Below are 25629 nucleotides of genomic sequence, written 5' to 3' on the forward strand. Positions count from 1 at the left end.
CGGCAACGCATCGAATGCAGCTTCGATCCATGCTGTCTCGCGCAATTTTTCGATGGGCGGAGGAACATTCCGGCACGCTGATGGTTCGGCGCCAGGAACTTACCTTTGAACAACATAGGGTGGCGGTTCGTGGGATCGAAAAAGGTTCGTGTTGGTATCGTTGGTGTCGGCAACTGCGCATCCTCCCTCGTGCAGGGCCTCTCCTTTTACCGTCACGCGAAGAGCAACGAACCAATCCCTGGGCTGATGCATGCCGACCTCGGCGGCTACCATGTCGACGACATCGAGATTGTCTGCGCATTCGATGTCGCCAGGAGCAAAGTTGGCCTCGACGTCGCGGAAGCGATCTACGCCGCCCCCAACAACACGTTCCGCTTTGCCGACGCGTTGACAACCGGCGTTCGCGTCGAGCGCGGACCGACGCTGGACGGGATCGGCAAATATTTGCGTGACGAGATTGAAGAAGCTCCGGAGCCGGTTGCCAATGTCAGCGAGATCCTGCGCGACAGCAACGCTGACGTGCTGGTTTCCTACCTGCCGGTGGGTTCCGAGGAGGCGACCTGCTTCTATGCCGAATGCGCACTCGAGGCCGGCTGCGCCTTCGTCAATTGCATACCCGTTTTCATCGCCTCACGTCCGGAATGGCGCCGGCGCTTTGAGCAGCGAGGACTGCCGCTGGTCGGCGACGATATCAAGAGCCAGGTCGGCGCGACCATCGTGCACCGGTTGCTGGCCAATCTCTTTCGCGAACGCGGCGTGCGCATCGACCGCACCTATCAGCTGAATTTCGGCGGCAACACCGATTTTCTCAACATGCTGGAACGCGAGCGGCTGGAATCGAAGAAAATCTCGAAGACACAGTCCGTGGCCAGCCAGTTCGATGTTCCCCTGGAGCCGGGCAATATCCATGTCGGCCCGAGCGACCATGTGCCTTGGCTCACCGATCGCAAATGGGCCTATATAAGGGTGGAAGGCACGACTTTCGGCGGCGTGCCGCTCAATGCCGAACTCAAGCTGGAAGTCTGGGATTCTCCAAATTCAGCCGGCGTGGTGATCGATGCGTTACGCTGCGCCAAGCTGGCGCTCGATCGCGGCATAGCCGGTGCCCTGACCGGTCCCTGCAGTTATTTCATGAAGTCGCCTCCCGAACAGTTCACCGACGCCGAAGCGCGGCAGCGCACGCTTGCGTTCATCGCTGGCAAGGACGAGCCTTTGCTCGATGCCGCAGAATGACGACGACCTTCTTTCTGATCCGCCATGCGGCACACGACAATGTCGGCTCTTATCTTGCAGGCCGGATGGACGGCGTTTGCCTCGGCGATGCCGGCAAGGCACAGGCAGCGCAGCTTGGCGGCCGCATGGCCCGGGAGCCTATCGTCGCGATCCTGTGCAGCCCGCGTGAGCGTACGCGAGAGACGGCGCTGCCAATCGCGCTAGCCTGCGGTGTCGGGGACATCGCGATCTGCGCCGAACTCGACGAGATCGACTTCGGCGACTGGTCGGGAAAGACTTTCGATGAGCTGAATGGCGACGCCAGTTGGCGAGCGTGGAATGACCAGCGGCAGGAGGCAAGGACACCGAGTGGCGAGACCATGCAGGATGTCCAGCAACGCATTGTGTCGCTGATGGCCGCGGTCCGCGAGCGGCATCAGAACCAATGCGTCGCCCTGGTCAGCCATGCCGATGTGATCAAGGTCGCCGTCTGCACCGTCCTTGGCTTGCCGGCCGGTGACTGCTTTCGCTTCGACATCGATCCCGCCTCGATCACGACGATCGTGTCGGGGGACTGGGGGGCGAAGCTGATCCGATTGAACGAAGTTGCCTGACGAGGATTTGCCGGATGCAGATGGTCATTTTCGGTCTTACCGTCACGTCTTCATGGGGTAACGGCCATGCCACTTTATGGAGGGGACTGATCAGAGCCCTCGCCCGGCGCGGCTGGTCCATTACCTTCTTCGAACGCGACACACCCTACTATGCCGGAACGCGCGATCTCGATCATCTGGACGGCGGCAACGTCGTGCTCTACCCGGACTGGGAGGACATCCGCCGGGTCGCGGAGCAAACGATCAAACGATCGGATGTCGTGATCGTCACCTCTTATTGTCCCGACGCCGTGGACGCCTCGCGGCTGGCGCAGCAGGCAGGGCGCGGAGTGCGGGTCTTCTACGATCTGGACACTCCAGTCACGCTTGCCCGCATCGAACAAGGTGAGCGTCCACCCTATTTCGGCCCCGAGGGTCTTGCGGATTTCGATCTCGTCCTGAGTTACACAGGCGGCCCGGCGATCGACGCGCTAAAGACGGTGCTGGGTGCGCGCCACGTGGTGCCGCTCTATGGGCATGTCGATCCCGACCAACACCGGCCGGCAGCGCCGCGAGCCGATTTCAGGGCCGATTTGTCCTATCTCGGAACCTATGCGCCAGATCGCCAGGCGGCGGTCGAAAATCTGCTGGTTCGCCCAGCTGCGCGCTTGCCGGACCAGCGCTTCGTCATCGGCGGCGCACAATACCCGCAGGAGTTCCCGTGGAGCGACAACATCTTCTTCGTCAGGCACCTTCCGCCGGCCGATCACCCGGCGTTTTTCTCATCCTCTCGTCTGACGCTGAATGTCACCCGCGAGGCGATGGCGCAAAAGGGCTGGTGCCCTTCGGGCCGGTTGTTTGAAGCAGCGGCATGTGGAGTGCCGATCATAACCGACACCTGGCCGGGCCTAAGCAGCTTCTTCGAACCCGGCAGCGAGATCCTGCTGGCCCACGACACCGATGACGTCGTCGCGGCGCTCGCCTTACCCGCAGGAGAACTCGATGCCATCAAAACCCGAGCGCGCGAACGGGTTCTCGACGAACACACCTCTGCTCGGCGCGCGGCGGAGCTGGACCACATTCTAAACGACGCCTTTCAAAGATCTCCCGGCGAACCGATGATGGAAGCAGTCTGATGTTGGGCATTGTGCCCGCTGCCGGGCGCGGCAGCCGCATTCAGCCGCTCGGCTTCTCCAAAGAGCTGCTGCCGGTCGGCAGTCGGATCGATGGGCAGACCGAGCGTCCCTGCGCCGTGAGCGAGTATCTGGTGCGGCGGATGGTGCGCGCCGGCGTCGACAAGATCTGTTTCATCATTGGATCGGGCAAATCCGACATTCTCGAATATTACGCCGCCGGCTATGGTGACGCCGCGGCTCTCTTCGTGGTGCAGCCCAATCCGGTTGGGCTTTGCGATGCGATTTTTCGGGCAGCTCCTCTCGTCGCGCCCGATGAGGTCGTCCTGGTCGGCCTTCCCGACACGATCTGGTTTCCCGAGGACGGCTTCTGTCATTTGCCTGACGATCAGCTTTCATTTCTGCTCTTCCCGGTGGATCGTCCGGAATTCTTCGACGCCGTCATTGTCGATGACCACGAACGCGTGATCGAAATCCAGGTCAAGCAACAGGATGCCGGCACGAACTGGGTTTGGGGTGCGTTCAAGATGCCGGGCCAGATCCTGCATCAGCTTGCGGCACTCTGGCGCGAGCGGGAATGCCGTGACGAATATATCGGCACGTTGGTCAACGCCTACCTTGCGGCCGGAGGTCAAGCCTCCGGCGTCAAGGCTGGGTCCGCCTATGTCGATGTCGGCACGTTCAATGGCTATCGCACGGCTCTGCGGCTGCTCGAGGACGGCGCCGCACCCGTCCATCACCAAACGGCCACGATTATGCCAGGTGCCCGTTCGCATGTGCCTGTCGTTCCCGGCGAAGGAGCCTGATCATGCTGCATTCCCATGCCGAAATCCGCCGCCGTATCGATGCTCTCGGCCCATGGTTCCACAACATGGAACTGGCGGGTGTCGAAACCGCTCCCAACCATTTTCTCGGCAATTATCCGCTGATCAAATGGCGCAAATTCGCCGAGGCCATTCCCGCGGATCTGACAGGCAAGACGGTGTTGGATATCGGCTGCAATGCCGGTTTCTATTCCATCGAGATGAAACGGCGAGGTGCTGCCCGTGTCCTCGGCATCGATTTCGATGAGGCCTATCTGGCGCAGGCCCGCTTTGCCGCCGAGATCGCCAATTGCGAAATCGAATTCCAGAGACTTTCGGTCTACGACGTCGGCGCCCTGCGCGAAACATTCGATATCGTGCTGTTCATGGGGGTGCTTTATCACTTGCGCCACCCCTTGCTCGCGCTCGACCTTATCCGTGAGCATGTCGCCGGTGACCTGATGATCTTCCAGTCCATGCAGCGCGGCAGCACAGATCTGCCCGAGATGGAAGAGAACTATCATTTCTGGACGCATGACCTGTTCGACCGGCCGGAATTTCCCAAGCTCCATTTCATCGAGCACCGCTATGCCGATGACCCGACCAACTGGTGGATTCCCAACCGCGCCTGCACCGAAGCGATGCTGCGCAGCGCCGGATTTGAAATCGTCCTGCATCCGGAGCAGGAGGTCTATTTCTGCCGCGCCGCCGGCGACCCGGCCAGTGGCGGTCCCGTCTACCCCTCGAAAGGACAGCGCCATGATTGAAGCCGCGATGATCTGGAACGAGCCCAACAACAAATCGCATTGGGACCCGGAACTCGACCCTGATTGGAGCCGCTTTGCCAGGATGGCGATCCTGTCGGCGGACGCAATCGCATCTGAAAACCCGGCTTTGACCAAAGTGCTCGGCGGCATCTCGCCGATAGATCCGGGGTTCATCACCCGCATGAAGGAATTCGGCGTGCTGGATCATGTAGATGCCGTCGCTGTGCACGGCTTTCCCCTCGACTGGAATCTGTGGCAGATCCAGGAATGGCCGCAGAAGATCGGCGAGATCGCGACCGTCACCGACCTTCCCATCTGGGTCAGCGAAGTCGGCGTATCGACCTTCGGCGCCGAGGAAATCCAAGTCTGGGGGCTCAAGCGCACAGCTGAATTGCTGCTCGGCAATGCGCCACGCATCCAGTGGTACAGCCTCTATGATCTTCCGCGTGAATGGGAAGCAACGACGCGGCACCGCGAAGCCGAGGGCTCGTCTTATTACCGGCATTTCCATATGGGGCTGCTGCGCCAGGACGGCACGCCAAAGCCCGCGCTGGAGGAATTCCTGCGCCATGCACCTGCAATGGGCCTGGTGCAGTGGTTTCATTTCGAAGACCCGCGGCTGGACGATGCCGTCGCCTGGATGAAGCGGCTGGGTGTCACCAACATGCGTACCGGGCTTTCCTGGGCGGACAGCTTTCGGCCGAATGCGCTGGACTGGTTCGACCGGCAGATGGAAGCACTCGCCGATTTCGATGTGACGGTCACCTTCTGCTTCACACCTCAGCACCGCGGAATGATGCCCCACCACACCAGCCCCCCCCTGGTGCCGGAGGAGTTCGCGGAATTCTGTTCAACCATGATCCGCCGCTATGCGCCTGGCATGACATCGGCCTCGCTCCCCACGCAGCGGGCCTCGGCCGCGTGAAATGTCATGGTGCCCATGCATCAGATGCCGGGCTCCGCGACGCCGTTGACAGGTGGAGATGCGGCGCAGGGCAACGAGAAGCGACCGGCCGCGACGCTCACCGTCCTCAATGTCGCCTACCCTCTCGCGCCCGTCGGCCCCGACGCTGTCGGCGGTGCCGAACAGGTTCTGTCGATGCTCGATCGGGCACTGGTTCAGGCCGGTCATCGGTCTATCGTCATTGGCTGCGGAGGCTCCCGAACGAGCGGCACGCTTGTGGAAATACCGGCCGAAAACGGCGTACTCGACGAGGCGGCGAAGAGCCGCGCGCAACAGGCCCATCGCGACGCGATCGCGGCTGCCCGCGCCCGATGGCCCATCGACGTGGTTCATCTGCACGGCATTGATTTCGACGCTTATCTGCCCGACGATGGTCCGACCTTGGTGACCCTCCACCTGCCATTGGATTGGTATCCGGCCGCGGCATTGCGCCCGACGCGCTGTGACCTCTGGCTCCATGCGGTCTCGCCCAGCCAGCAGAAAACCGCGCCATCAGGCGCCAGGCTGGCGGCGCCCATTCCAAACGGCGTTGACATCGAAGCACTGACCCTGCTGCAGCCGAAGCGCGACTTTGCCCTTGTTCTAAGCCGGGTTTGCCCGGAAAAGGGCGTCCACCTGGCGCTCGACGCAGCCAAACAGGCAGATGTGCCGCTGGTCATCGGCGGCAAGGTCTATCCCTATGAAACGCATACGCGGTACTTTCGCGATGAGGTCCAATCTCGCCTCGATGGCCGCCGCCGCTTCCTTGGCCCGCTCGGCTTCACCGCCAAGCGACGCATTCTCAACGCAGCGCGCTGTCTGGTCATTCCGAGCCTCGCAGCCGAGACCAGCTCGCTTGTGGCCATGGAGGCCCTCGCCTGCGGTACCCCGGTGGTCGCCTTTCCAAATGGTGCGCTTCCCGATGTCATAGAGCACGGCAGGACGGGCTTTCTCGTCGACACGGTCGATGAGATGGCCCAAGCCATTCTTGCGGCGTCCAGCTTGGATGCCGAGACATGCAGGGCCGAAGCGCGACGGCGGTTTTCGCTGGAACGGATGATCTCGTCTTACATGGACGCCTATCAGGCGCTGGCACAGCTTGGCAGTGGTCGCCGGCGCTTCGCCGCGGTGCCGTGAGTAAAGCTGTGCTGCGCAGCGAAATCATCGGTGACCTCGCACAATTCGACGCCTTGACGCCGCACTGGTGGAAACTGTGGCAGCAGAGTCCCTCGGCGACGCCGTTTCAATCTCCCGCCTGGCTGGTGCCGTGGTGGCACGCATTCGCACCCGGTGAACTGGCGACGGTCGCGGTATGGCGCGGCGGCGATCTGGTCGGGCTGGCGCCGCTCTATCTCGAGCATGGGACCGCCGGTTCGAAGCTGCTTCCGGTCGGCATTTCGCTCAGCGACTACCTGGACATTCTGGCTGTCCCTGGGATCGAAGCCGAGGTCGTCGCCATTGTCGCCGAGTCGATCCTCTCGATCGGGTGGGTGCAATGGATCTTGTCGGACTTGCCGCAGGACAGCGTCGCCCTTGCGATGACGCATCCCGAGATGGATTGGCCGACCGCCCATGCCGCCTGCCCCGTGCTCGCCCTCGCCGGCGACGAAACGCTTGCAGGCTGCGTCCCCGCAAGACGCAGACGCCAGTTGCGTCGGGCGCGTCAAGCCGCATCAAGATGCGGCCGGATCGCGATGTCGTCGGCGAGCGGCAGTCCGCAAACCTTCCTCGATCAGTTGATCCGCCTGCACAATATGCGCTGGGCCGAACAAGGAGGCGGTGTGTTGGCCAACGCCGCCGTCGAGCAATTCCATCGGCTCTCACTTCCCGTGCTCGATGCTCACGGTCTGGTGCGATGCTGGCTGTTCGCGATCGATGGCGGGACCGTCGGCGCCTATTACGGATTTCACCACTGCGGCCGTGCCTATGCTTACCTCGGTGGCTTCGACCCTGCTTATGCCGAGGAGAGCCCAGGCGCGATCCTGATTGGCCACGCAATCGCGGAAGCGATCCGCGAAGATGCGCGCGAGTTCGATTTCCTGCGCGGCCAGGAGGCCTATAAATATGGCTGGGGCGCCGTCGACAGGTGGACGATGCGCAGGGTCTGGACGCGGAGTTGATGCATGAGTGTAACCGCACCGAAAGCCGCCCGGCGCCTGACATCGGTCAGGCTGGCGGTTGAAGACTGCGTGGCCGATGGCATTTGCGCCGAAGGCGTTCTCGTCAGACTGGCGCTCCACCTGCCGCCCACAATTGGAGCGGCGGAATTGGCGGAGGTCGTGCTGAAGGTCCAGCCGGCGGATGCCGGCGACGCAGCAAGGCTGCGAAAGGTCGCCGGACTGCTGCGCTGCAAGCCAGACGTCTTCGCCATGTTGCAGGCAGCGGGTGGCGCCGTTCGGCATGAGCGCAATGAGGATGAGACGAATGTCGCTGTCGTCAGGCGGCTGGCCTCCAGCTTCGATGCCGCGGCAGCGATTTCGGGAGCCGCGAGTGTCCAACTGGCATCCCTCGGCGATGAGGCAAGGCTCACAGCCACGACCAACGAAATCGTTGCATGGCTGGAAGCGCGAGAATTCACCGGAAGGGAACGGAGCATCCTCGACATCGGTTGCGGCATCGGCCGTTTCGAGCGTGCGCTGTGCAAATCCTTCAAGCGGATGGTCGGCATCGACATATCGCCGCGGATGATCTCCATCGCCTCCGAGCAATGCGCCGCACTCGGCAATGTCGAGTTGCGACAAACCTCCGGTCTCGATCTGTCCGAATTCGCCGATGCCAGTTTCGATTGCGTGCTGGCGGTGGACAGCTTTCCCTATCTGGTTCTGGCCGGCATGGCTGATCGGCATTTCGACGAAATTGCGCGCGTTCTGAAACGGCCGGGCTGGCTCGCCTTGCTGAACTATTCCTATCGCGGATCACTTCTCTCAGACCGCGATGACATCGGCCGTCTGGCGCAAGCTCATCAATTGCGGGTCCTCATCGACGGCGAGAAGCCGTTTCGGTCGTGGGATGGCGACGCCTTTCTGCTCGCTGGGTGAAGCGGAACATTACAGCGCGATGCCAGTTCGGACGTCGAACAACGGGCACCGACGAGTGTCCCCGATTCGAAGGAGGATATCATGGCATCCGGCGGTAAAAAACATTTCGGCCGCAGCAGCCAGGCAAGAGTGCCGACGCCGGCGCGGTGACCTCACCGGAGAAGGACGAGATCGAAGAAAACGCGGTCTTGTCGAATCGCGACAAGAAGCAGCATGGCCAGGAGCGCGGGCAGGACGGCAATCGGATCAAGTCCGATCAATATCCGGGTCACGCCGCTGACCGATTGCCTAAGGACTGAACGCTACCGCAGCGCGTCCATGGCCCGCGGCGACGAAGGAGCAGCAAGGAAATAAACCTGTGCAAGGGGCCGCTGGTGAGCTTCTTGGCGGTGGACACCGCCTTGTAATGCAAGGCGCTTACCACCACACTAGGATCAAGGGACCGCTATCAAGAGAATGTGATGTCTCGTTCGAGCGACGATACCGCGGATCCGCATGTCGAGATGGCTGTGGATCAGGAGATTGCTTCCCTGCTGGCCGCCATAGAGCAGGAAAAAATTCCAGATCGCCTGACCGAGCTGGCGATCGAATTGCAAAACGCGCTCGTCGAGAAACGTCGACGCGACGTGAAGAACTGACTATCTGCGGCCGTCGACCTCGACATCGAGCTGACCATCCGACAGCTGGTTTCGTCTTTCCATCAATGTCTGCAGCGAACTCTCCCCCAGTAATTCAAGGATGTTGGCGCGCGCACGGTTCAGGCGGCTTTTGACCGTCCCGACCGCGCAACCGCATATGTCGGCGGTTTCCTCGTAGCTCACTCCCAAAACGCCGATCAGCATCAGGACCTCGCGTTGGTGTTCAGGCAGCCTTTGAATGGCGCCGTGAACTTCCCTGCTCTGAACCGTCCATTCCTGGGTAGCTTCCGAAATTGGCCTCGAAGACGCGCAATCGAGCAGGCCGGGCGCCTCCCGGGCAGCGATCTTGACCCGGGTGTAATAAGTGTTGCGCATGATGGTGAAGAGCCACGACTTCATGCGCGTACCGGGTTCGAACTTGTCGATGTTGGCGAGACCCTTGGTCAGTGTCTCCTGCACGAGATCGTCGGCGTCGTCGGGGACGCGGCAGAAGGTGCGCGCGAATGCCCGCAGGGCAGGTATCAGGTCAACGATGGAAACTTCACTGGTTTCCTGGTCGGCCAAAAGGCAGCCTCCGGATGACAATGGTCCAGCTCCCAGAAGAAAGAGTGTGTGAACGCAGCCCCAGCTAAATGCATGGAAGTTTGGTTCGTTCCTCGTGCTGGAGACAACTCTTCATAAATTCTGCGCAGGCGGAGATATCTGTCATCCGATCGGCGCGCACCATCGCCGCAGCAGTCACGGCTCCTCCGACAGCGGTGTCTCCAGCGTCCATTTTTTACGGGAACAAAGCCGCTCACCGGCAGTTTGATGGCTTGACCACTTCAACCTTCCGGTATCGATCGAGGACCTGTCATGGCCAAATCCGCTCGCCCCTCCGCTCGCCAATCGGCAAGTGGACTGGATCAGAATAGCGCGCGCGGAAATGGCGGCGAGTTGCACCAGATCGCGGGGGACGAAACGCCTGCCCTTACGACGGCGCTCGGAACGCCTGTCTCCGACGACCAAAACACATTGCGGATCGGTGAGCGCGGACCATCGCTGATCGAGGACTTTCACTTTCGCGAGAAGATTTTCCACTTCGACCACGAACGCATCCCGGAAAGGGTCGTTCATGCCCGCGGCTACGGTGCGCATGGTTTTTTCGAGACCTACGAGTCACTTGCCAAATACACACGTGCCGACATTTTCCAGCGAGTTGGTGAGAAGACGCCGGCATTCGTTCGTTTCTCGACGGTTGCCGGCAACAAGGGCTCGTTCGATCTCGCCCGCGACGTGCGCGGCTTCGCGGTCAAGCTCTACACCAAGGAAGGCAATTGGGACCTGGTCGGCAACAACATCCCGGTCTTCTTCATCCAGGACGCCATCAAGTTTCCCGACCTGATCCACGCTGCCAAACAGGAGCCCGACCGTGCCTTTCCGCAGGCACAGACGGCGCACGACAATTTCTGGGACTTTATCAGCCTGATGCCGGAATCGATGCACATGGTGATGTGGATCATGTCGGATCGCGCGATCCCGCGTTCCTTCCGCTTCATGCAGGGCTTTGGTGTGCACACGTTCCGCCTCGTCAACGCGAAGGACGAATCCACCTTCGTCAAGTTCATCTGGAAACCCAAGCTCGGCATGCAATCGGTGGTCTGGAACGAGGCGGTCAAGATCAATGGCGCCGATCCCGACTTCCATCGCCGCGATCTGTGGGAGGCCATACAGGCCGGCAATTTCCCGGAATGGGAGTTGACGGTGCAACTGTTCGATCAGGCGTTTGCCGACAGTTTCGACTTCGATATCCTGGATGCAACGAAGATCATTCCCGAAGAGGTCCTCGAACCAATTCCGGTCGGTCGGCTGGTGCTCGACCGGATGCCGGATAATTTCTTCGCCGAGACCGAGCAGGTGGCGTTCATGACGCAGAATGTGCCGCCCGGAATCGATTTCTCCAACGATCCGCTTCTGCAAGGCCGCAACTTCTCTTATCTCGATACCCAATTGAAACGGCTGGGCAGCCCGAACTTTACCCATCTGCCGATCAATGCGCCGAAGTGCCCGTTCGCCCATTTTCAACAGGACGGGCACATGGCCATGCGCAACCCGGCCGGTCGCGCCAATTATGAGCCGAACTCATGGGGACTGGGACCGCGCGAGGATCCGCAGCGTGGCTTCCGTTCTTTCGCCGATGCCGAAGAAGGGCAGAAAGTACGTCTGCGCGCGGAGAGCTTCGCCGATCACTACAGCCAGGCCCGGCAATTCTTCAACAGCCAGACACCACCGGAGCAGCGTCACATCGCGATGGCGCTGACATTTGAACTGAGCAAGGTCCAGGCACCGGCGATCCGCGAGCGCATGGTTTCGCATTTGTTGAACATCGATGAAACGCTGGCGACCACGGTCGCCGACAAGCTCGGCGTCCGTGACCTGCCCGAACCTGCCGAAGCCGCCGTTACGCCGCGTGATGACTTGCCGCCGTCGCCGGCGCTCAGCATCATTCAAAATGGGCCTGATAGTTTTGAAGGCCGCAAAGTCGGTGTCATGCTTAGCGATGGAGCCGATGTCGCGCTGTTCGAGGAACTTCGTTCCGCCATCGAAGCGGAAGGCGCGGTGATGGAGGTGGTTGCGCCCAAGGTGGGCGGCGTCGAAACCGCCGACGGCACTCACATCGAGGCAAGGCACATGATCGACGGCGGTCCATCCGTATTGTTCGACGCGGTGGTGCTGCTCCTCTCCGAGGCGGGCGCCGAGTTGCTGGTCAAGGAGGCCGCTGCGAAGGATTTCGTGTCTGATGCGTTTGCGCACTGCAAGTTCATCGGCTTCACCACAGGGGCCGAGCCGCTCCTGATCAAAGCAGGCGTCGCTCCCGATGCCGATGAGGGGTTGACGCGGCTGGATTCGGCAGCTTCGGTAACTGCGTTTGTGCAGTCATGCCGCAAACTGCGGCTCTGGGCGCGGGAGGCGGCTGTCAAGCTTTGATGCGATGGCGCCAGCTGTTCCGTTGGCGTGTCCGCAGGCCTTGGTTGCCGCCACACCAGCCGCCACCGCGATCTACGAGCGGCCTTCCTTGCTGGACGCTTGTTGCCGCTGCTTTTCCAGGACCTCGTCGGTCCCGACCAGCTTCTTTGCTCCGCCTGAAATGGTCGTGGACACCACCGAGGGCGGATCGCTCGCCGGAAAGGAATCCTCCAACCCCGCCTGCAGTTGGTCCTCGAGCGTCTGTGGTTCTTCGGAACGGCCGGGCGTTCTGCGCGTGTCTATCTTCTCAAGTGCCTGTTTCTTTTTTGGCGAATCGTTGGCGTTCCGGACCAGGGCGTAAAGCTGCTCGATCGCGAATTCCTTGATCGATTCGAAATCGGCCCGATCGTCCTTTGCTGCCTCGATTTGATCAACCATGGCTTTCTCGAAGCGGTCGAGGCTGTCGGCTCCGCAGGCATGGGAAAGGCGCAACAGGGCCTCGTTCAGCATCAACGGAGCGAAATGTGCTGAAGCTTCAAGCCTGAGTTGCCTTAAACGATCCGGAGTGGCGGCCTGCAACTTTGACATGGACAACCTTCTTTCTCCCACAAACGTCTCAACGACATTTGACCGCCGATGTTCCACCAGGCCTGAACATCCTTCACGCCCGGCGAGCTACAGGAACCAGCTTGCTACCAGCCCCGCCGACGCCGCAAGAATCGCCAGGATCGTCACCCCACCCAGGATGTTCGTACTTGTGCTGTTGACCTTGTCACCCATGATCTTGCGGTTGTTGGTCATGATGAGAATGAGAAGCAGCAGCGGCGGCGTTGAAAATCCTTGCACGATGCCGGACCAGACCAGCGCTTTCATCGGGTTGAAGCCGAAGAAATTGAGGCCCACCGCCACCAGCGTTATGACCCCGATCACGATGTAGAATTTGGGAGCCTGCCGGGGTTTGGCATGCAAGCTATTCTTCCATCCCATCGCCTGAGCGAAATCGAAAGCAGCGCCAGCGGTCATGATCGGCACGGCCAGAAAGCCGACGCCAATTACACCGGCCGCAAAGAGAATGCCGGCAGCGTCGCCGGCAAGCGGCCGCAGCGCTTCGGCCGCCTGTGCCGCTGTCTCGATCTGCGTCTGCCCGGCCTTGTAGAGCGTCGACCCTGTCGAAAGGATGATGAAATACATGATCAGATTGGAAAACGTCATGCCGATCAGGATATCGCGGCGGGATCGGCGCAGCTCGCCCTCGGTGGCTCCTTTGCGCTCTTCGAGGCTCGTTCGACCCTTGGCGATCTCCTCCTCCACCTCCTGATTGGACTGCCACGTGTAAAGGTATGCGGAGAGCGTGGTCCCGACGATGGCGACGAGGATGGACAGGTATTCGCGGCTGAACTCGATTTTTGGCAACAGCGTGCCACGCAGAACGGAGGCGGCATCCGGTTTGGCAAGCACCGCGGAGACCACATAGGCAAGCAGAGCCAGAGCCAGCCACCGGAACACATTTCGGATCAATTTATACGATCCGAACACCTGCAGGGCAAAAATGACGATCGCGACGACAATGACGACCAACGGAGCAGGCAGCGGAACAAACAGCACAATGGCCGCCGACATGGCGCCAAGGTCGGCGGCTGCCTCGATCGTGTTGCCAATCAGTACGCCCACCAGCACAGACCATAGCAGCCAACGCGGATAGAAGTCCGATATGACCTTGAAAAGCCCGCGACCCGAAACCTGGCCAAGTTTGGATGAAAGATAGACGACGAGATACATCATCGGCAGCGTGACAGGTGCCGTCCACAGCAGGTCGGGCCCGAACCGCGCTCCGGCGCTCGCGTAGGTACCGATAGCCGAGCAGTCGTCATCGGCCGCGCCGGTGATCAGACCAAGCCCGAGAGCCCGAACGACGCCGCCTTTTTTTGGCTCTCTTGCCCTTTGGCCCTCTTCAGGTGGCTTGTTCATTGAAGGCGCGTCTTTACCGGGGCCACGCAAGAAATCATGACGAACATTCCAATCGGATGCCGATGAAGCAGCCGTTTCAAGCTGCATTGAGATCGAGTTCGAACCTCTGGTCAGGCTTTTTGTTCCTGGACACAGTCCCGGTCCGCGACGGCGATTCATCCCATGCGGGTTCTTTCGGCGGAGCCGAACATCGAAGCGAATGCTCCGTTCCCCTGAAGAAGAGAATGCTTGTGTCGAAGCCTGTCATTCAGGCGACGTGGCACAAAATTATTCTTTGAAGGAATGTCCAGCGGCGCCAAAGTCGAGTGTGGGGCCCGGCTGTTCATCCGCTTCGTCAGCGGCTCGTACCGCCGCCGATCACCATCCGCACGCCGAGGCCGATGATGAGACAGCCGGCGAGCCGCTGCTGCCAAAGCCTTGCGCGAGGGTGCCGCATGACCCATGCGCCGGCCGCGCCCGATGCCAAGGCGTAGGCTCCCAGCACCAGCACACCGGTTATCTTCTGTGTTGCGCCAAGCAGCACCAGCTGCAACGTGACGGAGCCCCTATGCGGATCGACAAATTGCGGCAGGAACGCAACCATGAACATCAAAGGCCAGGGATTGCTCAGATTGGCGATCATTCCTTCCCGGGCGGCGGCGAGCGGCCGCAGGGCCTTGAGGTCACCCGTGGGAATGGTTGCCGAGGATGAAAGCAGCAGCCGGATACCCAGCCAGACGATGTAGGCCGCCCCGGCCCATCGAAGCAGATTGAACGCCAGGGGCGAGGCGTGGACAAGCGAGGACAGGCCGAATGCAATCAGCGGAAGCTGCACAAGTCCGGCGCCCAGCGTCATGCCGAGCACCGTGAACAGCGCCACGTCGCGCCCCTGCCCGATGCCGCGTGCCATCACCAGCATGCTGTCGGGGCCTGGCGGCATCTGCATCAGAATGACGGTTCCGACAAAAGCTATCCACAATGAGGGATCGATGGGACATCTCCGCTCGCGTTGCCGATGACATCAAAGCGACCAGCCGTCATCCGGGTTCCGCGGCAAATGAAAATGTCCCATCGCGAAGAACCAGGCAGAACCGTCAGATGGAACGCGGTGCCAGTCCTGGAAGTTGAAAAGCCGGAGCCGTTCCTGAACCGGTTTTGGAGGCCTGACCCGTGCATGAACCGATAAACGCCTTCCCGCTCCCGCTGGACACTCCTCCGATGGAGGCCAGGCTTGCCGATGAAATCCCCAGGGACGGGAACCGCTGGCAGTACGAGCCCAAATGGGACGGATTTCGCTGCCTGGCTTTCAAGAGCGACAACGCCGTTGACCTGCGCGCCAAATCCGGCAAGCCGCTCGGCCGCTATTTTCCAGAAATCACGGAGATTTTGCGTGACCTCAAGCGCGGGCACTTCGTCATCGACGGCGAGATTGTCATTGAGGTTGACGGTGAGCTTTCCTTCGAAGCGCTGCAGATGCGCCTTCACCCAGCACAAAGCAGAATCCGCAAACTGAGTTCGCAGACGCCTGCCAGTCTGATCCTCTTCGACATGCTTGCCAGGCCGGGCGGCGAGGTCATCACGGGCAAGCCACTTGTCGAAAGGCGGCGAGCGATCGAGGACTTCGCGACCTCCTCGAACAGTCCAGATCTTCGCCTGTCGAAGTGCGCTTATGATGCAGCCACGGCGGCTCGATGGCTAAACGGCTCCGGCCATGCATCGACCGACGGCATCGTGGCCAAAGTGCTCGATGAGCATTATCTGTGCGGCGAACGTGCGATGGTGAAGGTAAAGCCGAGGCGCACCGCCGATTGCGTTGTCGGCGGTTTCCGCTATCTCGCGGACAGTCGTGAGGTCGGCTCGCTGCTCCTCGGCCTCTACAATGACGACGGCAAGCTCGATCACGTCGGCTTCACGTCGACCATCGCCAGGACCGACAGAGGAGCGCTCACGCGCCGGCTGGAAGGGCTGCGGTCAGAGCCCGGATTCACCGGCAAGGCGCCCGGCGGCCCGAGCCGCTGGAGCACGGAGCGCAGCGGACAATGGGAACCCTTGGAACCTGAACTGGTGGTGGAGGTCCGCTTCGACCACGTTACCGGCAATCGGTTTCGCCACGGCACCAAACTGCTGCGCTGGCGCCCCGACAAGGCGCCACGGCAATGCACGTTCGAGCAGATCGAATAGACCGCTCCGGGGAGATCGCTTCCAGAAACCTGTCACGATTTATTGTGACGAAGGAACCAACTCGGGATTCACCGGTTCGGACACCATCCGCCGGAGCTACCCTGACATGCCAAATGCAGCAGAAATTCTCATCGATACGCTCGTCGCCTGGGACGTGGAGGTGGTGTTCGGCTTGCCGGGAGACGGCATAAACGGCGTCATGGAAGCGTTGCGGACGCGGCGCGACAAGATTGCCTTCGTTCAGGTCCGGCATGAAGAATCGGCTGCCTTCATGGCATGTGCGTATGCCAAGTGGACAGGTAAGCTGGGCGTGTGCCTTGCGACGTCCGGTCCCGGCGGAACACATCTTCTGACCGGCCTCTATGACGCCAAGCTCGACCAGGCTCCGGTGCTGGCGATTACGGGCATGCAGTTCCACGATCTGATCGAGACGTTCACGCAACAGGATGTCGATCTGACGCGCGTGTTCAATGATGTCTCCGTTTATAACGCCCATGTTGCCGATGCCGCGCATATGGAAAACGTCGCCAGCCTTGCCTGCCGAACCGCGCTGGCGCGCAAGGGCGTCGCACATCTTTCGATTGCCAGCGACATCCAGGAGCAGGAGCGCGATCCGTCGAAGCGCTCCAAGCGCAATCGCCCGGCGCACACGCCGCAGGATATGTTCGCCGCTCACAGCGTACCGCTGGACGTTGAGCTCGACAAAGCCGCCGACATTCTCAATGACGCTTCGCGGGTTGCGATCCTGGCCGGACGCGGCGCCATCGGCGCGGCCGCCGAACTCGAACACACGGCGCGCCTGCTGCAGGCGCCTGTCGCGAAGGCCTTGCTGGGCAAGGCGGTGCTGCCGGACGACCATCCCTACACCACCGGCGGGATCGGCATTCTTGGAACCCTGGCTTCGCAAGAGGCGATGGAGAGCTGTGACGCGGTGCTGATTGTCGGTTCGACCTTTCCCTATATCGAATACTACCCGCAGCCCGGGCAGGCCCGTGGCGTCCAGATCGACTGCGATGCGCAGCGGATCGGCTTGCGCTTTCCAGTCGAAGCCGGCCTTGTCGGCGACGCGGCCGAGACATTGCGCGCGCTCAACCAACGTCTGACGCAGAAGCCCTCCGATGAGTTCCTGCACCGTTCCCAAGAGACCATGAGAAAATGGCGCGAGATGATGCGGCAGTCGGAAGACATGCAGGCGCGACCCTTGAAGCCACAGGCGATTGCCCGGGCGTTCGGACAACGGTTGGCCGACGACACGGTGCTGGCCACGGATTCCGGTCAGAACACGGAACTGGCCGCCCGCCATGTCGATCTTCGCAGCGGCCAGGCATTTGGGGTGTCCGGATCGCTGGCGTCGATGGCTTGCGGTCTCGCCTACGCCATCGCTGCCGGCATAGCATTCCCCGGTCGCCCGATTGCCGCCATCGTCGGCGATGGCGGCTTTGCCATGCAGCTCGGCGAATTCTCGACGGCGGTGCGCTACAAGATCCCGCTGAAGGTTCTGGTGATCAAGAACAACATGCTCAATCAGATCGCCTGGGAGCAGATGATGTTTCTGGGGAATCCGCAATTCGGCTGCGAATTGCAGCCGATCGATTTTGCCATGGCGGCGGAAGCAATGGGCGCCAAGGGTTTTCGCATCGAGCGGACCGATCAGATCGAGACGGTTCTCGACCAGGCTTTCGCCACGGAAGGCCCTGTCGTGATCGAAGCGCTGGTCGATGCCTATGAGCCGCTGATGCCGCCCAAAATGCCGGCAGACTATGCCAAGAACTTCCGCCAGGCCCTGCCGCGAACACCGGGACACGAACGCATAGAAGAAAATATCGCCCGGGAGCCGGCGAAATCGATGATGGACGCCTAGAGGCGGCGCAAGGAGGTGGGAACAGCGCGCCTCCTTGGCTTCATTCTGGATCTTTCCAGATGAACCGGTGCTCTTCCGGGTGACGGATGCGGATCATGAGCTTCGACGCGCTTTTTTCGACCTCCATCTGCTACGGTAACGGCGCTCCGCAGGCCGGTTGGACTCTGGCGCTCCCCATCACATTGCCACTGGCGGCAATCCTTTTGCTGTATGTTGCCGGCGCCAACCGACTGTGGCGACGGAGCGGACGCGGACGTCGCTTGCGATCACGGCAGGCCTTCCAGTTTGCTGCCGGCTGGGCCGTCCTGGCGTTCGCCCTTGTAAGCCCGATCCATGCGTTGGGCGAACATGTGTTTGCGGCGCACATGATCGAGCATGAATTGCTGATGGTGGTCGCAGCGCCTCTGCTGGTTACCTCCCGCCCGACAGCGGCGATGATGTGGGCACTGCCGGTACAACTGCGCCAGATATTCGGAGCGGCCGGACATGCAAATACGCTTCGGGCGATCTGGGCGTTCATCAGCCGCCCTGTGGTCGCGACCGTCCTGCACGGAGCCGCGATATGGATTTGGCATCTCCCGGCGCTGTTCGAGGCTGCCCTCCAGCAGGGTTTCCTGCACTATGCCCAGCACGCGAGCTTCCTCGGCACCGGGCTTTTGTTCTGGTGGGTGCTGCTGCCTCGCCCTGGCCGCGAGCACGCTCGCGGCAATGCGGTGATGCATCTCTTCTTCACCTCGCTCCACACCGGGCTGCTCGGGGCTTTGCTCGTTGTCTCGCCAAAGCTGTGGTATCCGGCCAACGCCGTCGGCTCGGATCTGTGGGGGCTCAGCCCGCTCGAGGACCAGCAACTTGCAGGCTTGATCATGTGGATTCCCGCTGGCCTGATCTATGGCGGAGCCGCACTGCTCTTGGTCGCTTTCTGGATTCAAACGAGCAGTCGGCGGCATCAGGCTCCCCAGGAGTTGCGCATCGTCTAACCCGCACCGCTTCACGTCGGTTTTCGCCGGGGCGGTGTTGCCAAGCATCCTTTTTCAGTCAGCTGCGTTATGGCCTTGGCAACGATGGTGGATCCTTCATGGCGAGGTGCATGAGTCCGTTGGCCGGCTCTCGCAGGCGGACACGACCGCGAATGTCGCTTGCCTTTACATGTCCAACGCAAATCCTGACTGACATTGTTCCGGGAAAGGCCGCGCAACAGCGTTTGAGGTGGGTCAGCGCAGCGCCGATGTTGGTATTGGCAGGATGCGGCGATCGGCAGTCGGCCCTCCATGCACACGGTGCGAACGCCCGGAGAATCCTTGATCTGATCTGGTCTTTCAGCGCAGTCGCGGTGGCCACGTGGCTGCTTGTCATGCTGGTCTTGGCGGCAGCGCTTTTGCATCGCCGCCTGTCCGAGACAACGCGCTCGCCGCTCGAGATCGATTCACATCAGGAGCGCCGATTTACCCGCGCTGTCGGCAGCGCCATTGCGTTGACCGTTCTGGTGCTCGTCATGATGACGATAGCGAGTTTTTTCGCCGGCAAATCCATTGCTTCGCTGAGCGGAACGGAAACGCTTGCCGTGCGGATCACGGGGCACCAATGGTGGTGGGAGGTCCGGTATGCCGGTAATGATCCCTCGCAATCGATCGTCACGGCAAATGAAATCCATGTCCCGGTTGGCGAACCGGTCAAGGTCGAACTCGATTCGCTCGATGTCATTCATAGCTTCTGGGTGCCGAACCTTGCCGGTAAGCGCGATCTCATTCCGGGCCGGCTAAGCCAGCTTACCCTCATCGCCGATAAGCCCGGCATCTATCGTGGCCAGTGTGCCGAATTCTGCGGCTATCAGCACGCCCATATGGCCATCACCGTCATCGCGGAAAGCCGCGAAGCGTTCGAAGCATGGCAATCCAGGCAAAACGCCGTCGCATCGGCGCCTGGCGGCGAGGAAGAACGCCACGGCCAACAGGCATTTCTTTCCACCGGCTGTGCGCTCTGCCATACGATAAGAGGCACGCCTGCCAGCGGAACGGTCGGACCTGATCTTACCCATCTCGCCAGCCGACGTGCACTGGCCGCGGATACGCTGGCCATGACCCCTGGCGCACTCGCCGCCTGGATTGCCGATCCACAGTCGATAAAGCCTGGCGCCAAGATGCCGCGCATTGCCCTTAGCGCCGACGATCTCAACGCGGTCGTCACCTATCTCGGAAGCCTCGAATGAGCGGCATTGCGGGAAAGCCGGCCGAGCATACCGAGCAGGGCTTGAAAGGCATCCGTGACACCGGCCTCGAAGAGGTGAGACTGCGCGCTTTTCTGGCGCATGCCTGGCGAACGCCGAAAGGCTTCTACGGCTGGCTGGTCACGGTCGATCACAAGCTGATCGGACGGCGCTATATCGTGACGGCTTTCCTGTTTCTCATCCTTGCGGGTCTATCAGCGCTCGCCATGCGTTTCCAGCTTGCCCAGCCTGAGGCCGGCCACATCGGCCCCGATCTCTACAACCAGCTGTTCACCATGCATGGCACGACGATGATGTTTCTGTTCGCCGTGCCGGTGATGGAAGCTTTCGCCATTTACCTGGTGCCGCTGATGATCGGCACTCGCAATGTCGCCTTTCCGCGGCTCAATGCATTCAGCTACTGGGTCTATCTTTCCGGCGGGCTGATGATCTGGATCGCCTTTGCCTTCGAAACCGGTGCGGATGCCGGCTGGTTTTCCTACGTACCGCTCGCCGGACCCGAATATGGCATCGGCAAGCGCCCCGATTTTTGGGCGCAGATGGTGACCTACACTGAAGTGTCCGCGCTCGCGGTAGCGGTCGAGATCATCGCGACAGTGTTCAAACAACGTGCTCCCGGCATGTCGCTCGACCGCATCCCGCTCTATGTCTGGTCCGTCCTCGTTACGGCTTTCGTCATCCTGTTCGCCATGCCGGCCGTGATGGTCTCGAGTACAATGCTGATCCTGGACCGCCTGGTCGGCACGAAATTTTTCGATCCCGCAGCAGGCGGCGATGCACTGCTGTGGCAGCATCTGTTCTGGTTCTTCGGCCATCCCGAGGTCTACATAATCTTCATTCCGGCGACCGGCTTCGTCTCCGCGATCCTGCCGACCTTCGTTCGCCGCCCGATCTTCGGCTATCTCGGCATCGTCCTGTCGTTGATCTCGATCGGTTTTCTTTCCTTCGGCCTGTGGGTGCACCACATGTTCGCTACCGGCCTGCCGCAGCTCGGCGAAAGCTTCTTTACCGCTTCCTCGATGATGATCGCCATTCCGAGCGGCATTCAGATCTTCTGCTGGATTGCGACGATCTGGGGCGGCCGGCCGATCTTCGCCACGCCCATGCTTTTCGTGCTCGGCTTCATCTTCACCTTTGTGATCGGCGGCCTGACCGGGGTCATGGTCGCCTCGGTGCCGCTCGACCTGCAGGTGCACGACACCTATTTCGTGGTTGCCCATTTCCACTATGTGCTGGTCGGGGGCGCCGTCTTCCCCCTGCTCGGCGCCGTTTATTACTGGTTTCCCAAGATCACCGGACGCATGCTGTCGGAGAGGCTCGGCCGCTGGAATTTCTGGCTCGTCTTCCTCGGGTTCAATCTCACCTTCTTCCCCATGCATATTCTCGGTCTGCAAGGCATGCCGCGCCGCGTTTATACGTATCCGCCGGCGAGCGGCTGGGGCGAGATGAACCTCCTCATCAGCCTCTCTTCACTGGTGGTGTTCGCCGGCTTTGCGCTTTTCTTCCTGAACCTCCTGCTCAGCCTTCGCAACGGCCGCATTGCCGGAGACAATCCCTGGGGCGCGAGCACGCTCGAATGGGCGACGACGTCGCCGCCGCCCTCCTACGATTTTTCGCGGCTGCCCGTGGTAACTCACCGCGAACCGCTTTGGGCCGAGCCCGATACGCTTCCCGTGGTCGAGGGTCTGCGTGTCGACGCACGCGAGGTGCTCGCCGGCACGGTCGCCGATGCGGTGCCGCAACTAAGGGTGCCATCGGCTGACAACTCGATCTGGCCGCTGCTGTCGGCCATTGCGGTGGGCGGCGCATTTCTCGGTTCGATATACACGCCATGGGCGGTGGTCTGGGGAGCGATCCCGGTTTCGATCGGCTTCATCTGTTGGTTCTGGCCGAAAGGCGAGCCGGAGGACGAGGAATGAGGCACCGTCCCGTCGCCGACGTCAGCCACCTGCCCACATATGATTTCGGGTCGGCGAGCCCGATGTGGTGGGGAACCCTTGCCTTCATTGCTCTCGAGGCAACAGGTTTTGCCTTGGCGATAGGCACCTACTTCTATCTGGCTGTGCTGGCCCGGCATTGGCCCATCGGAGCCCCGGCGCCAGATTTGCTGCCGGGCACGGCAGCGTTGATTATTCTGGTTGCGAGCGTCGTGCCCAACCACCTGATCGAGTTTTGGGCGCGTCGCCAGGACCTCGCGAAAGTTCGCCTTGGCATGGTCGTCATGTCGATCGTCGGGATTCTTCCGCTGATCGTTCGCATCTGGGAATTTCCGGCTCTGCGGATTTCCTGGGATCAGAACGCTTACGGATCGATCGTGTGGTTCCTGCTTGGACTGCATACGACGCATCTTCTTACCGATGTCGGCGACACGATCGTCCTGGCGGTTCTCATGTTCACGCAAAAAGGCAAGGCGGGCCGCCGCTTCAGCGACGTCTCGGACAATGCGTTCTACTGGGACTTCGTCGTCGTCTCATGGGTCGTGCTCTATCTTGTTATTTATTGGGCTCCGAGGATGTGAGATGCAGGCGATCCGTACCGGCGTTTCCTGGGCAGGCCTGGTCAGCGGGCCAGTTGCGTGGGCAATAGCCCTGCAGCTCGATTACTCCATTGCATCCTGGCAGTGCCATGCCGGCTTTCGTCCCACTGCCTTGTTCTCATTGATAGGCGCCGCTGTCGCCCTGGCAGGCACGCTGCTGTCGTGGCACGCCGTTCATGACCGCGGACATGGTACGATCCCGCCCCGGAGGGCGCGCACGCGTGCGTTCCTTGCCAGGACTTCGGTGGGCGTCGGGGCGCTGTTCACGCTCATCTTGCTGGCGCAAGTGGTGGCAGGGCTGATCTTCAGCGGGTGCGAACTGTGACGACGCCAAAGACGCGGAGATTGGCCATCCACCGCCGGTACGCGCTTTGGCCTGCCACGGGCATTCCATTCCCACCCGTCATTTCTCGGGCGGTCGTACTCGTCTTGTCGTCGTTGGCGCTTTGCACCGAGCTGCGGGCGAGCGAAATCCAGAGGGGTGAATATCTCACGCGAGCGGCCGACTGCATCGGCTGCCACACGTCCAATCCGAGCCGCCCCTTCGCTGGAGGCTATCGCGTGCCGACACCGTTCGGCGATGTATACTCGACCAACATCACACCAGATCTCGAAACGGGCATCGGACGCTATTCCGCGGACGAGTTCGTGCGAGCCGTCAAGAAAGGTATCAGGCGCGACGGAGCCGATCTCTACCCCGCCATGCCCTATGACAGCTTCGCCGCAATGAGCCGCGAGGACGTGCTTGCAATTCGGGCCTATATCCTTGCGCAGCCGCCGATTTCCCAGCCGCGGCCGCGAAACATTCTGCCTTTTCCATTCAACCAGCGCTGGACGGTTGCGCTGTGGAAGCTCGCGAATCTCCAAACCGGCAGTTTCACGCCTGATCGGAGCCGGACCGCCGCATGGAACAGGGGAGCCTACCTTGTCGAGGTGCTCGGCCACTGCGGTGCCTGCCACACGCCAAGGAATGCGACGTTCGGCATGGATGAAGACCACAAGCTTGCCGGCGGCACCGCCGGCATCTGGCACGCCTTCAACATCACCAGCGACAAGATCGCAGGCGTCGGCGGCTGGAGCAACGAAGAGCTGTCTCGATTTCTCAAAACCGGCGCCGTGCCCGGGAAGGCCTACGCGGGCGGGCCGATGGCGGAAACGGTCATGAACAGCCTGCAGCATCTTTCCGACGACGACATCCAGGCTATTGTCGCCTATCTCAGGGACGTGCCCACCCAACCGGGAGACGAGAAGCAGCCGCGTTTCTCATGGGGTAACGCGGCCGCGGCCGCGGCCGACGGCGATGCTGGAACCGAGGGGATGACGCAAGGCAGCGGGACCGCAACCGGCGATGATCTCTATCGATCGCTCTGTTCGACGTGCCATGGGGCGAACGGAGGCGGATCGCCCGACGGATACTATCCGTCCTTGACCCGCAACAGCACCCCCGGCGCGGCCACGCCCGAGGATGTCGTCATGACCATCCTTGAAGGCGTCAAAGCTGGTGACGTGGCCGGGCGTCAATCGATGGCGGCCTTCGGCGGCTGGCTGGACAATGGCCAGATGGCAGCTCTTGCAAATTACGTCACCGCGCGGTTCGGAAATCCCGACCTCAGCGTCACCGCGGCCGATGTACGCCAGATGCGAGCAGGAACGACAACCAGCCAGACAATCATGATTCTGGCGGCTCAATCACTTGTAGCGGGCGCCGCCGTGTTGATGCTTGGCCTGCTGCTTTTGCTGGCAAGACGCCTGCGCCGTGGGGCGACTTCAGCGCGCCTCATGTTCGCGCATAGAGATAGGCGGTAATGTCGCGCGCCTCTTGAAGCGACAGATTTGTATTGGGCATGGCCGCCTTCGGGTCTACATCCCGCGCCCTGCTGATCCAGCGCATCATCGCATCCGGGGTGGCTCGCGACGCCCCGATATATCCTCTTTCGACGACGCCTTGCAGGGACGGACCGACGGTGCCATGGGCGCCGGGTACCCCCGGGATTTCGTGACATCCGCCACAGCCGTGGCGGATCATTGCCGGGACGGCCCGGTCAGGGTCGCCACCGATGGCCTGTGCAATGGTGGTTTCCCGGAGATTGTCGCCGCGGACCAAGTTGACGGCGCAAACTACCGGAATAATGACGATTGCCGCGGATACGCCTGCCACCCAGGGCAGCGCGGATGGCATCAGCCTGACGGGTTGTCGGCTCATCCGCGCATGCCATCGCAGTCGCAAAACGCGGCCCGATCGCAGCCCCAGGGAAAGGAGCAATGTCCGGCAGCGCTCCGAGGCACCAATCTATTTGTTGCAGTTCTGCACATTCGACGTTGTCGTGCCGGAGGCGGTGTTTGTGTCGGTATCATTGCCCGCGGCGTCCTTGCAGCGGTCGCTCATGCCGTTCGGGGTGGTTGTCGAATTTGTTGCGTTCGGGTCAACGGGGGTTGTCGAAGTACCGGAACCGGAACCGGCGGTACCATTGGCATCATTCGTGGTTCCGGGCGTCGTGCCCGAACCGCTGTTGGAGCTTGAACCGTTCGACTGCGCCATTGCCGATGTGGCCAATGTGAGCGCGAGCACAGCGGTGGAGAGAAGTTTGACAATCATGGTGGATCTCCTGGTTGTGTACCGCCACCAAACCAATCCTTTGCTGATAGTTCCCGGCGAAATCGTGTTCAGCGAAATTCCTGTGAAACGGTTTCAGGCTACCGCAGACTGTTAGCCGCGCGACGGCAGTCGGTATAAGCGCCGCTTGTTGCGCCGTCCGGCCGCGGAAGCAGCGCCAGCCGCATATCCTCGCCAAACACATCGTCGCTCA

General features: G+C 61.3%; 25 protein-coding genes. 20 read left to right on the forward strand and 5 right to left on the reverse strand.

The features are described from left to right. Window positions 1-129: 129 nt before the first annotated feature. From NKI99_RS11930 to NKI99_RS11975, 10 genes are all read left to right on the forward strand, one after another. Entirely contained in the window at window positions 130-1233 is a 1104-nt protein-coding gene (locus NKI99_RS11930) for an inositol-3-phosphate synthase (protein WP_128303885.1), read from the forward strand. Further along, window positions 1230-1826 carry a histidine phosphatase family protein gene (locus NKI99_RS11935; protein WP_023809481.1) on the forward strand — a complete coding sequence of 199 codons (597 nt, stop codon included), beginning with the start codon at window positions 1230-1232 and terminating at the stop codon, window positions 1824-1826. The genes NKI99_RS11930 and NKI99_RS11935 overlap by 4 nt, the downstream gene beginning before the upstream one ends. Before the next feature lie 14 nt (window positions 1827-1840). After that, window positions 1841-2941 carry a CgeB family protein gene (locus NKI99_RS11940; protein ID WP_128303884.1) on the forward strand — a complete coding sequence of 367 codons (1101 nt, stop codon included), beginning with the start codon at window positions 1841-1843 and terminating at the stop codon, window positions 2939-2941. After that, a complete protein-coding gene (locus NKI99_RS11945; RefSeq protein ID WP_352581126.1) occupies window positions 2941-3744 on the forward strand; it encodes a sugar phosphate nucleotidyltransferase in 804 nt (267 codons plus the stop codon). The genes NKI99_RS11940 and NKI99_RS11945 overlap by 1 nt, the downstream gene beginning before the upstream one ends. 2 nt (window positions 3745-3746) lie before the next feature. After that, window positions 3747-4508: a TIGR04290 family methyltransferase gene (locus tag NKI99_RS11950; protein ID WP_352581125.1), complete on the forward strand. Its 762-nt coding sequence runs from the start codon at window positions 3747-3749 to the stop codon at window positions 4506-4508. Further along, the gene (locus tag NKI99_RS11955; RefSeq protein WP_023809485.1) at window positions 4501-5433 is read left to right on the forward strand and encodes a glycoside hydrolase 5 family protein; all 933 of its coding nucleotides are present in this window, start codon (window positions 4501-4503) and stop codon (window positions 5431-5433) included. Before NKI99_RS11950 ends, NKI99_RS11955 begins: the two co-directional genes overlap by 8 nt. Window positions 5434-5439: 6 nt before the next feature. Then, window positions 5440-6588 (forward strand): glycosyltransferase family 4 protein, encoded by a 1149-nt coding sequence (locus NKI99_RS11960; RefSeq protein WP_352610926.1) that lies wholly within the window; start codon window positions 5440-5442, stop codon window positions 6586-6588. Further along, on the forward strand, window positions 6585-7571 hold the full coding sequence (locus tag NKI99_RS11965; protein ID WP_128303881.1) for a GNAT family N-acetyltransferase: 987 nt from the start codon (window positions 6585-6587) through the stop codon (window positions 7569-7571). Before NKI99_RS11960 ends, NKI99_RS11965 begins: the two co-directional genes overlap by 4 nt. Window positions 7572-7574: 3 nt before the next feature. Then, the gene (locus NKI99_RS11970; RefSeq protein WP_128303880.1) at window positions 7575-8489 is read left to right on the forward strand and encodes a class I SAM-dependent methyltransferase; all 915 of its coding nucleotides are present in this window, start codon (window positions 7575-7577) and stop codon (window positions 8487-8489) included. 461 nt (window positions 8490-8950) lie between these two features. After that, on the forward strand, window positions 8951-9127 hold the full coding sequence (locus NKI99_RS11975) for a hypothetical protein (protein WP_023809490.1): 177 nt from the start codon (window positions 8951-8953) through the stop codon (window positions 9125-9127). Here NKI99_RS11975 and NKI99_RS11980 read toward each other — a convergent pair whose 3' ends face one another. Further along, on the reverse strand, window positions 9128-9691 hold the full coding sequence (locus NKI99_RS11980) for a sigma-70 family RNA polymerase sigma factor (protein WP_352610927.1): 564 nt from the start codon (window positions 9689-9691) through the stop codon (window positions 9128-9130). 291 nt (window positions 9692-9982) lie between these two features. On the opposite strand from NKI99_RS11980, the gene katE reads away from it, so the two are divergent. After that, on the forward strand, window positions 9983-12094 hold the full coding sequence (gene katE / locus NKI99_RS11985) for a catalase (RefSeq protein WP_023809492.1): 2112 nt from the start codon (window positions 9983-9985) through the stop codon (window positions 12092-12094). Between the two features lie 72 nt (window positions 12095-12166). Here the strand turns inward: katE and NKI99_RS11990 are convergent, their stop codons facing one another. From NKI99_RS11990 to NKI99_RS12000, 3 genes are all read right to left on the reverse strand, one after another. Then, window positions 12167-12661, reverse strand: coding sequence for a hypothetical protein (locus NKI99_RS11990; RefSeq protein WP_023809493.1), 495 nt, complete (start codon window positions 12659-12661; stop codon window positions 12167-12169). Between the two features lie 87 nt (window positions 12662-12748). Beyond that, complete coding sequence (locus NKI99_RS11995; protein ID WP_023809494.1) at window positions 12749-14041, reverse strand: Nramp family divalent metal transporter; 1293 nt, start codon at window positions 14039-14041, stop codon at window positions 12749-12751. Between the two features lie 334 nt (window positions 14042-14375). Next, window positions 14376-14966 (reverse strand): LysE family translocator, encoded by a 591-nt coding sequence (locus NKI99_RS12000; protein ID WP_050592649.1) that lies wholly within the window; start codon window positions 14964-14966, stop codon window positions 14376-14378. Window positions 14967-15190: 224 nt separating this feature from the next. On the opposite strand from NKI99_RS12000, the gene NKI99_RS12005 reads away from it, so the two are divergent. The 8 genes from NKI99_RS12005 to NKI99_RS12040 all read left to right on the forward strand — a co-directional run bounded on the left by NKI99_RS12005 (window position 15191) and on the right by NKI99_RS12040 (window position 24628). After that, window positions 15191-16201, forward strand: a complete 1011-nt coding sequence (locus tag NKI99_RS12005) for an ATP-dependent DNA ligase (protein ID WP_023809496.1) — start codon at window positions 15191-15193, stop codon at window positions 16199-16201. A gap of 106 nt (window positions 16202-16307) precedes the next feature. After that, a complete protein-coding gene (locus tag NKI99_RS12010) occupies window positions 16308-18062 on the forward strand; it encodes a thiamine pyrophosphate-dependent enzyme (protein ID WP_352610928.1) in 1755 nt (584 codons plus the stop codon). A 95-nt stretch (window positions 18063-18157) separates the two neighbouring features. Next, entirely contained in the window at window positions 18158-19039 is an 882-nt protein-coding gene (locus tag NKI99_RS12015) for a cytochrome c oxidase assembly protein (RefSeq protein WP_352441946.1), read from the forward strand. Window positions 19040-19287: 248 nt separating this feature from the next. Further along, window positions 19288-20268 carry a cytochrome c oxidase subunit II gene (coxB, locus tag NKI99_RS12020; RefSeq protein ID WP_352610940.1) on the forward strand — a complete coding sequence of 327 codons (981 nt, stop codon included), beginning with the start codon at window positions 19288-19290 and terminating at the stop codon, window positions 20266-20268. Continuing rightward, entirely contained in the window at window positions 20265-22205 is a 1941-nt protein-coding gene (gene ctaD / locus NKI99_RS12025; protein WP_050592652.1) for a cytochrome c oxidase subunit I, read from the forward strand. Before coxB ends, ctaD begins: the two co-directional genes overlap by 4 nt. Beyond that, window positions 22202-22804 carry a cytochrome c oxidase subunit 3 gene (locus NKI99_RS12030; protein ID WP_023809500.1) on the forward strand — a complete coding sequence of 201 codons (603 nt, stop codon included), beginning with the start codon at window positions 22202-22204 and terminating at the stop codon, window positions 22802-22804. Before ctaD ends, NKI99_RS12030 begins: the two co-directional genes overlap by 4 nt. A 1-nt stretch (window position 22805) precedes the next feature. Beyond that, window positions 22806-23147 (forward strand): hypothetical protein, encoded by a 342-nt coding sequence (locus NKI99_RS12035; RefSeq protein ID WP_352441943.1) that lies wholly within the window; start codon window positions 22806-22808, stop codon window positions 23145-23147. Between the two features lie 20 nt (window positions 23148-23167). Then, complete coding sequence (locus tag NKI99_RS12040; RefSeq protein ID WP_352610929.1) at window positions 23168-24628, forward strand: c-type cytochrome; 1461 nt, start codon at window positions 23168-23170, stop codon at window positions 24626-24628. Here the strand turns inward: NKI99_RS12040 and NKI99_RS12045 are convergent. Then, on the reverse strand, window positions 24600-25025 hold the full coding sequence (locus NKI99_RS12045; RefSeq protein WP_128303875.1) for a c-type cytochrome: 426 nt from the start codon (window positions 25023-25025) through the stop codon (window positions 24600-24602). The two genes, NKI99_RS12040 and NKI99_RS12045, sit on opposite strands and share 29 nt — an antisense overlap. On the opposite strand from NKI99_RS12045, the gene NKI99_RS12050 reads away from it, so the two are divergent. Then, window positions 24952-25533: a hypothetical protein gene (locus tag NKI99_RS12050; RefSeq protein ID WP_352610942.1), complete on the forward strand. Its 582-nt coding sequence runs from the start codon at window positions 24952-24954 to the stop codon at window positions 25531-25533. The genes NKI99_RS12045 and NKI99_RS12050 overlap by 74 nt on opposite strands. Window positions 25534-25629 lie beyond the last annotated feature (96 nt).

The organism is Mesorhizobium sp. M0239 (assembly GCF_040321815.1).
Classification (GTDB): Bacteria; Pseudomonadota; Alphaproteobacteria; order Rhizobiales; family Rhizobiaceae; genus Mesorhizobium.

Coding starts and splice junctions, on each gene's coding strand:
- NKI99_RS11995 (WP_023809494.1), bottom strand. CDS start 14,041: ATGAACAAGCCACCTGAAGAGGGCCAAAGGGCAAGAGAGCCAAAAAAA.
- NKI99_RS12000 (WP_050592649.1), bottom strand. CDS start 14,966: ATGCAGATGCCGCCAGGCCCCGACAGCATGCTGGTGATGGCACGCGGC.
- NKI99_RS12015 (WP_352441946.1), top strand. CDS start 18,158: ATGAGCTTCGACGCGCTTTTTTCGACCTCCATCTGCTACGGTAACGGC.
- NKI99_RS11945 (WP_352581126.1), top strand. CDS start 2,941: ATGTTGGGCATTGTGCCCGCTGCCGGGCGCGGCAGCCGCATTCAGCCG.
- coxB (WP_352610940.1), top strand. CDS start 19,288: ATGTTGGTATTGGCAGGATGCGGCGATCGGCAGTCGGCCCTCCATGCA.
- NKI99_RS12010 (WP_352610928.1), top strand. CDS start 16,308: ATGCCAAATGCAGCAGAAATTCTCATCGATACGCTCGTCGCCTGGGAC.
- NKI99_RS11940 (WP_128303884.1), top strand. CDS start 1,841: ATGCAGATGGTCATTTTCGGTCTTACCGTCACGTCTTCATGGGGTAAC.
- katE (WP_023809492.1), top strand. CDS start 9,983: ATGGCCAAATCCGCTCGCCCCTCCGCTCGCCAATCGGCAAGTGGACTG.
- NKI99_RS11975 (WP_023809490.1), top strand. CDS start 8,951: ATGTCTCGTTCGAGCGACGATACCGCGGATCCGCATGTCGAGATGGCT.
- NKI99_RS11935 (WP_023809481.1), top strand. CDS start 1,230: ATGACGACGACCTTCTTTCTGATCCGCCATGCGGCACACGACAATGTC.
- NKI99_RS12035 (WP_352441943.1), top strand. CDS start 22,806: ATGCAGGCGATCCGTACCGGCGTTTCCTGGGCAGGCCTGGTCAGCGGG.
- NKI99_RS11960 (WP_352610926.1), top strand. CDS start 5,440: ATGGTGCCCATGCATCAGATGCCGGGCTCCGCGACGCCGTTGACAGGT.
- NKI99_RS12045 (WP_128303875.1), bottom strand. CDS start 25,025: ATGAGCCGACAACCCGTCAGGCTGATGCCATCCGCGCTGCCCTGGGTG.
- ctaD (WP_050592652.1), top strand. CDS start 20,265: ATGAGCGGCATTGCGGGAAAGCCGGCCGAGCATACCGAGCAGGGCTTG.
- NKI99_RS12030 (WP_023809500.1), top strand. CDS start 22,202: ATGAGGCACCGTCCCGTCGCCGACGTCAGCCACCTGCCCACATATGAT.
- NKI99_RS11990 (WP_023809493.1), bottom strand. CDS start 12,661: ATGTCAAAGTTGCAGGCCGCCACTCCGGATCGTTTAAGGCAACTCAGG.
- NKI99_RS11970 (WP_128303880.1), top strand. CDS start 7,575: ATGAGTGTAACCGCACCGAAAGCCGCCCGGCGCCTGACATCGGTCAGG.
- NKI99_RS11955 (WP_023809485.1), top strand. CDS start 4,501: ATGATTGAAGCCGCGATGATCTGGAACGAGCCCAACAACAAATCGCAT.
- NKI99_RS11950 (WP_352581125.1), top strand. CDS start 3,747: ATGCTGCATTCCCATGCCGAAATCCGCCGCCGTATCGATGCTCTCGGC.
- NKI99_RS12050 (WP_352610942.1), top strand. CDS start 24,952: ATGACGATTGCCGCGGATACGCCTGCCACCCAGGGCAGCGCGGATGGC.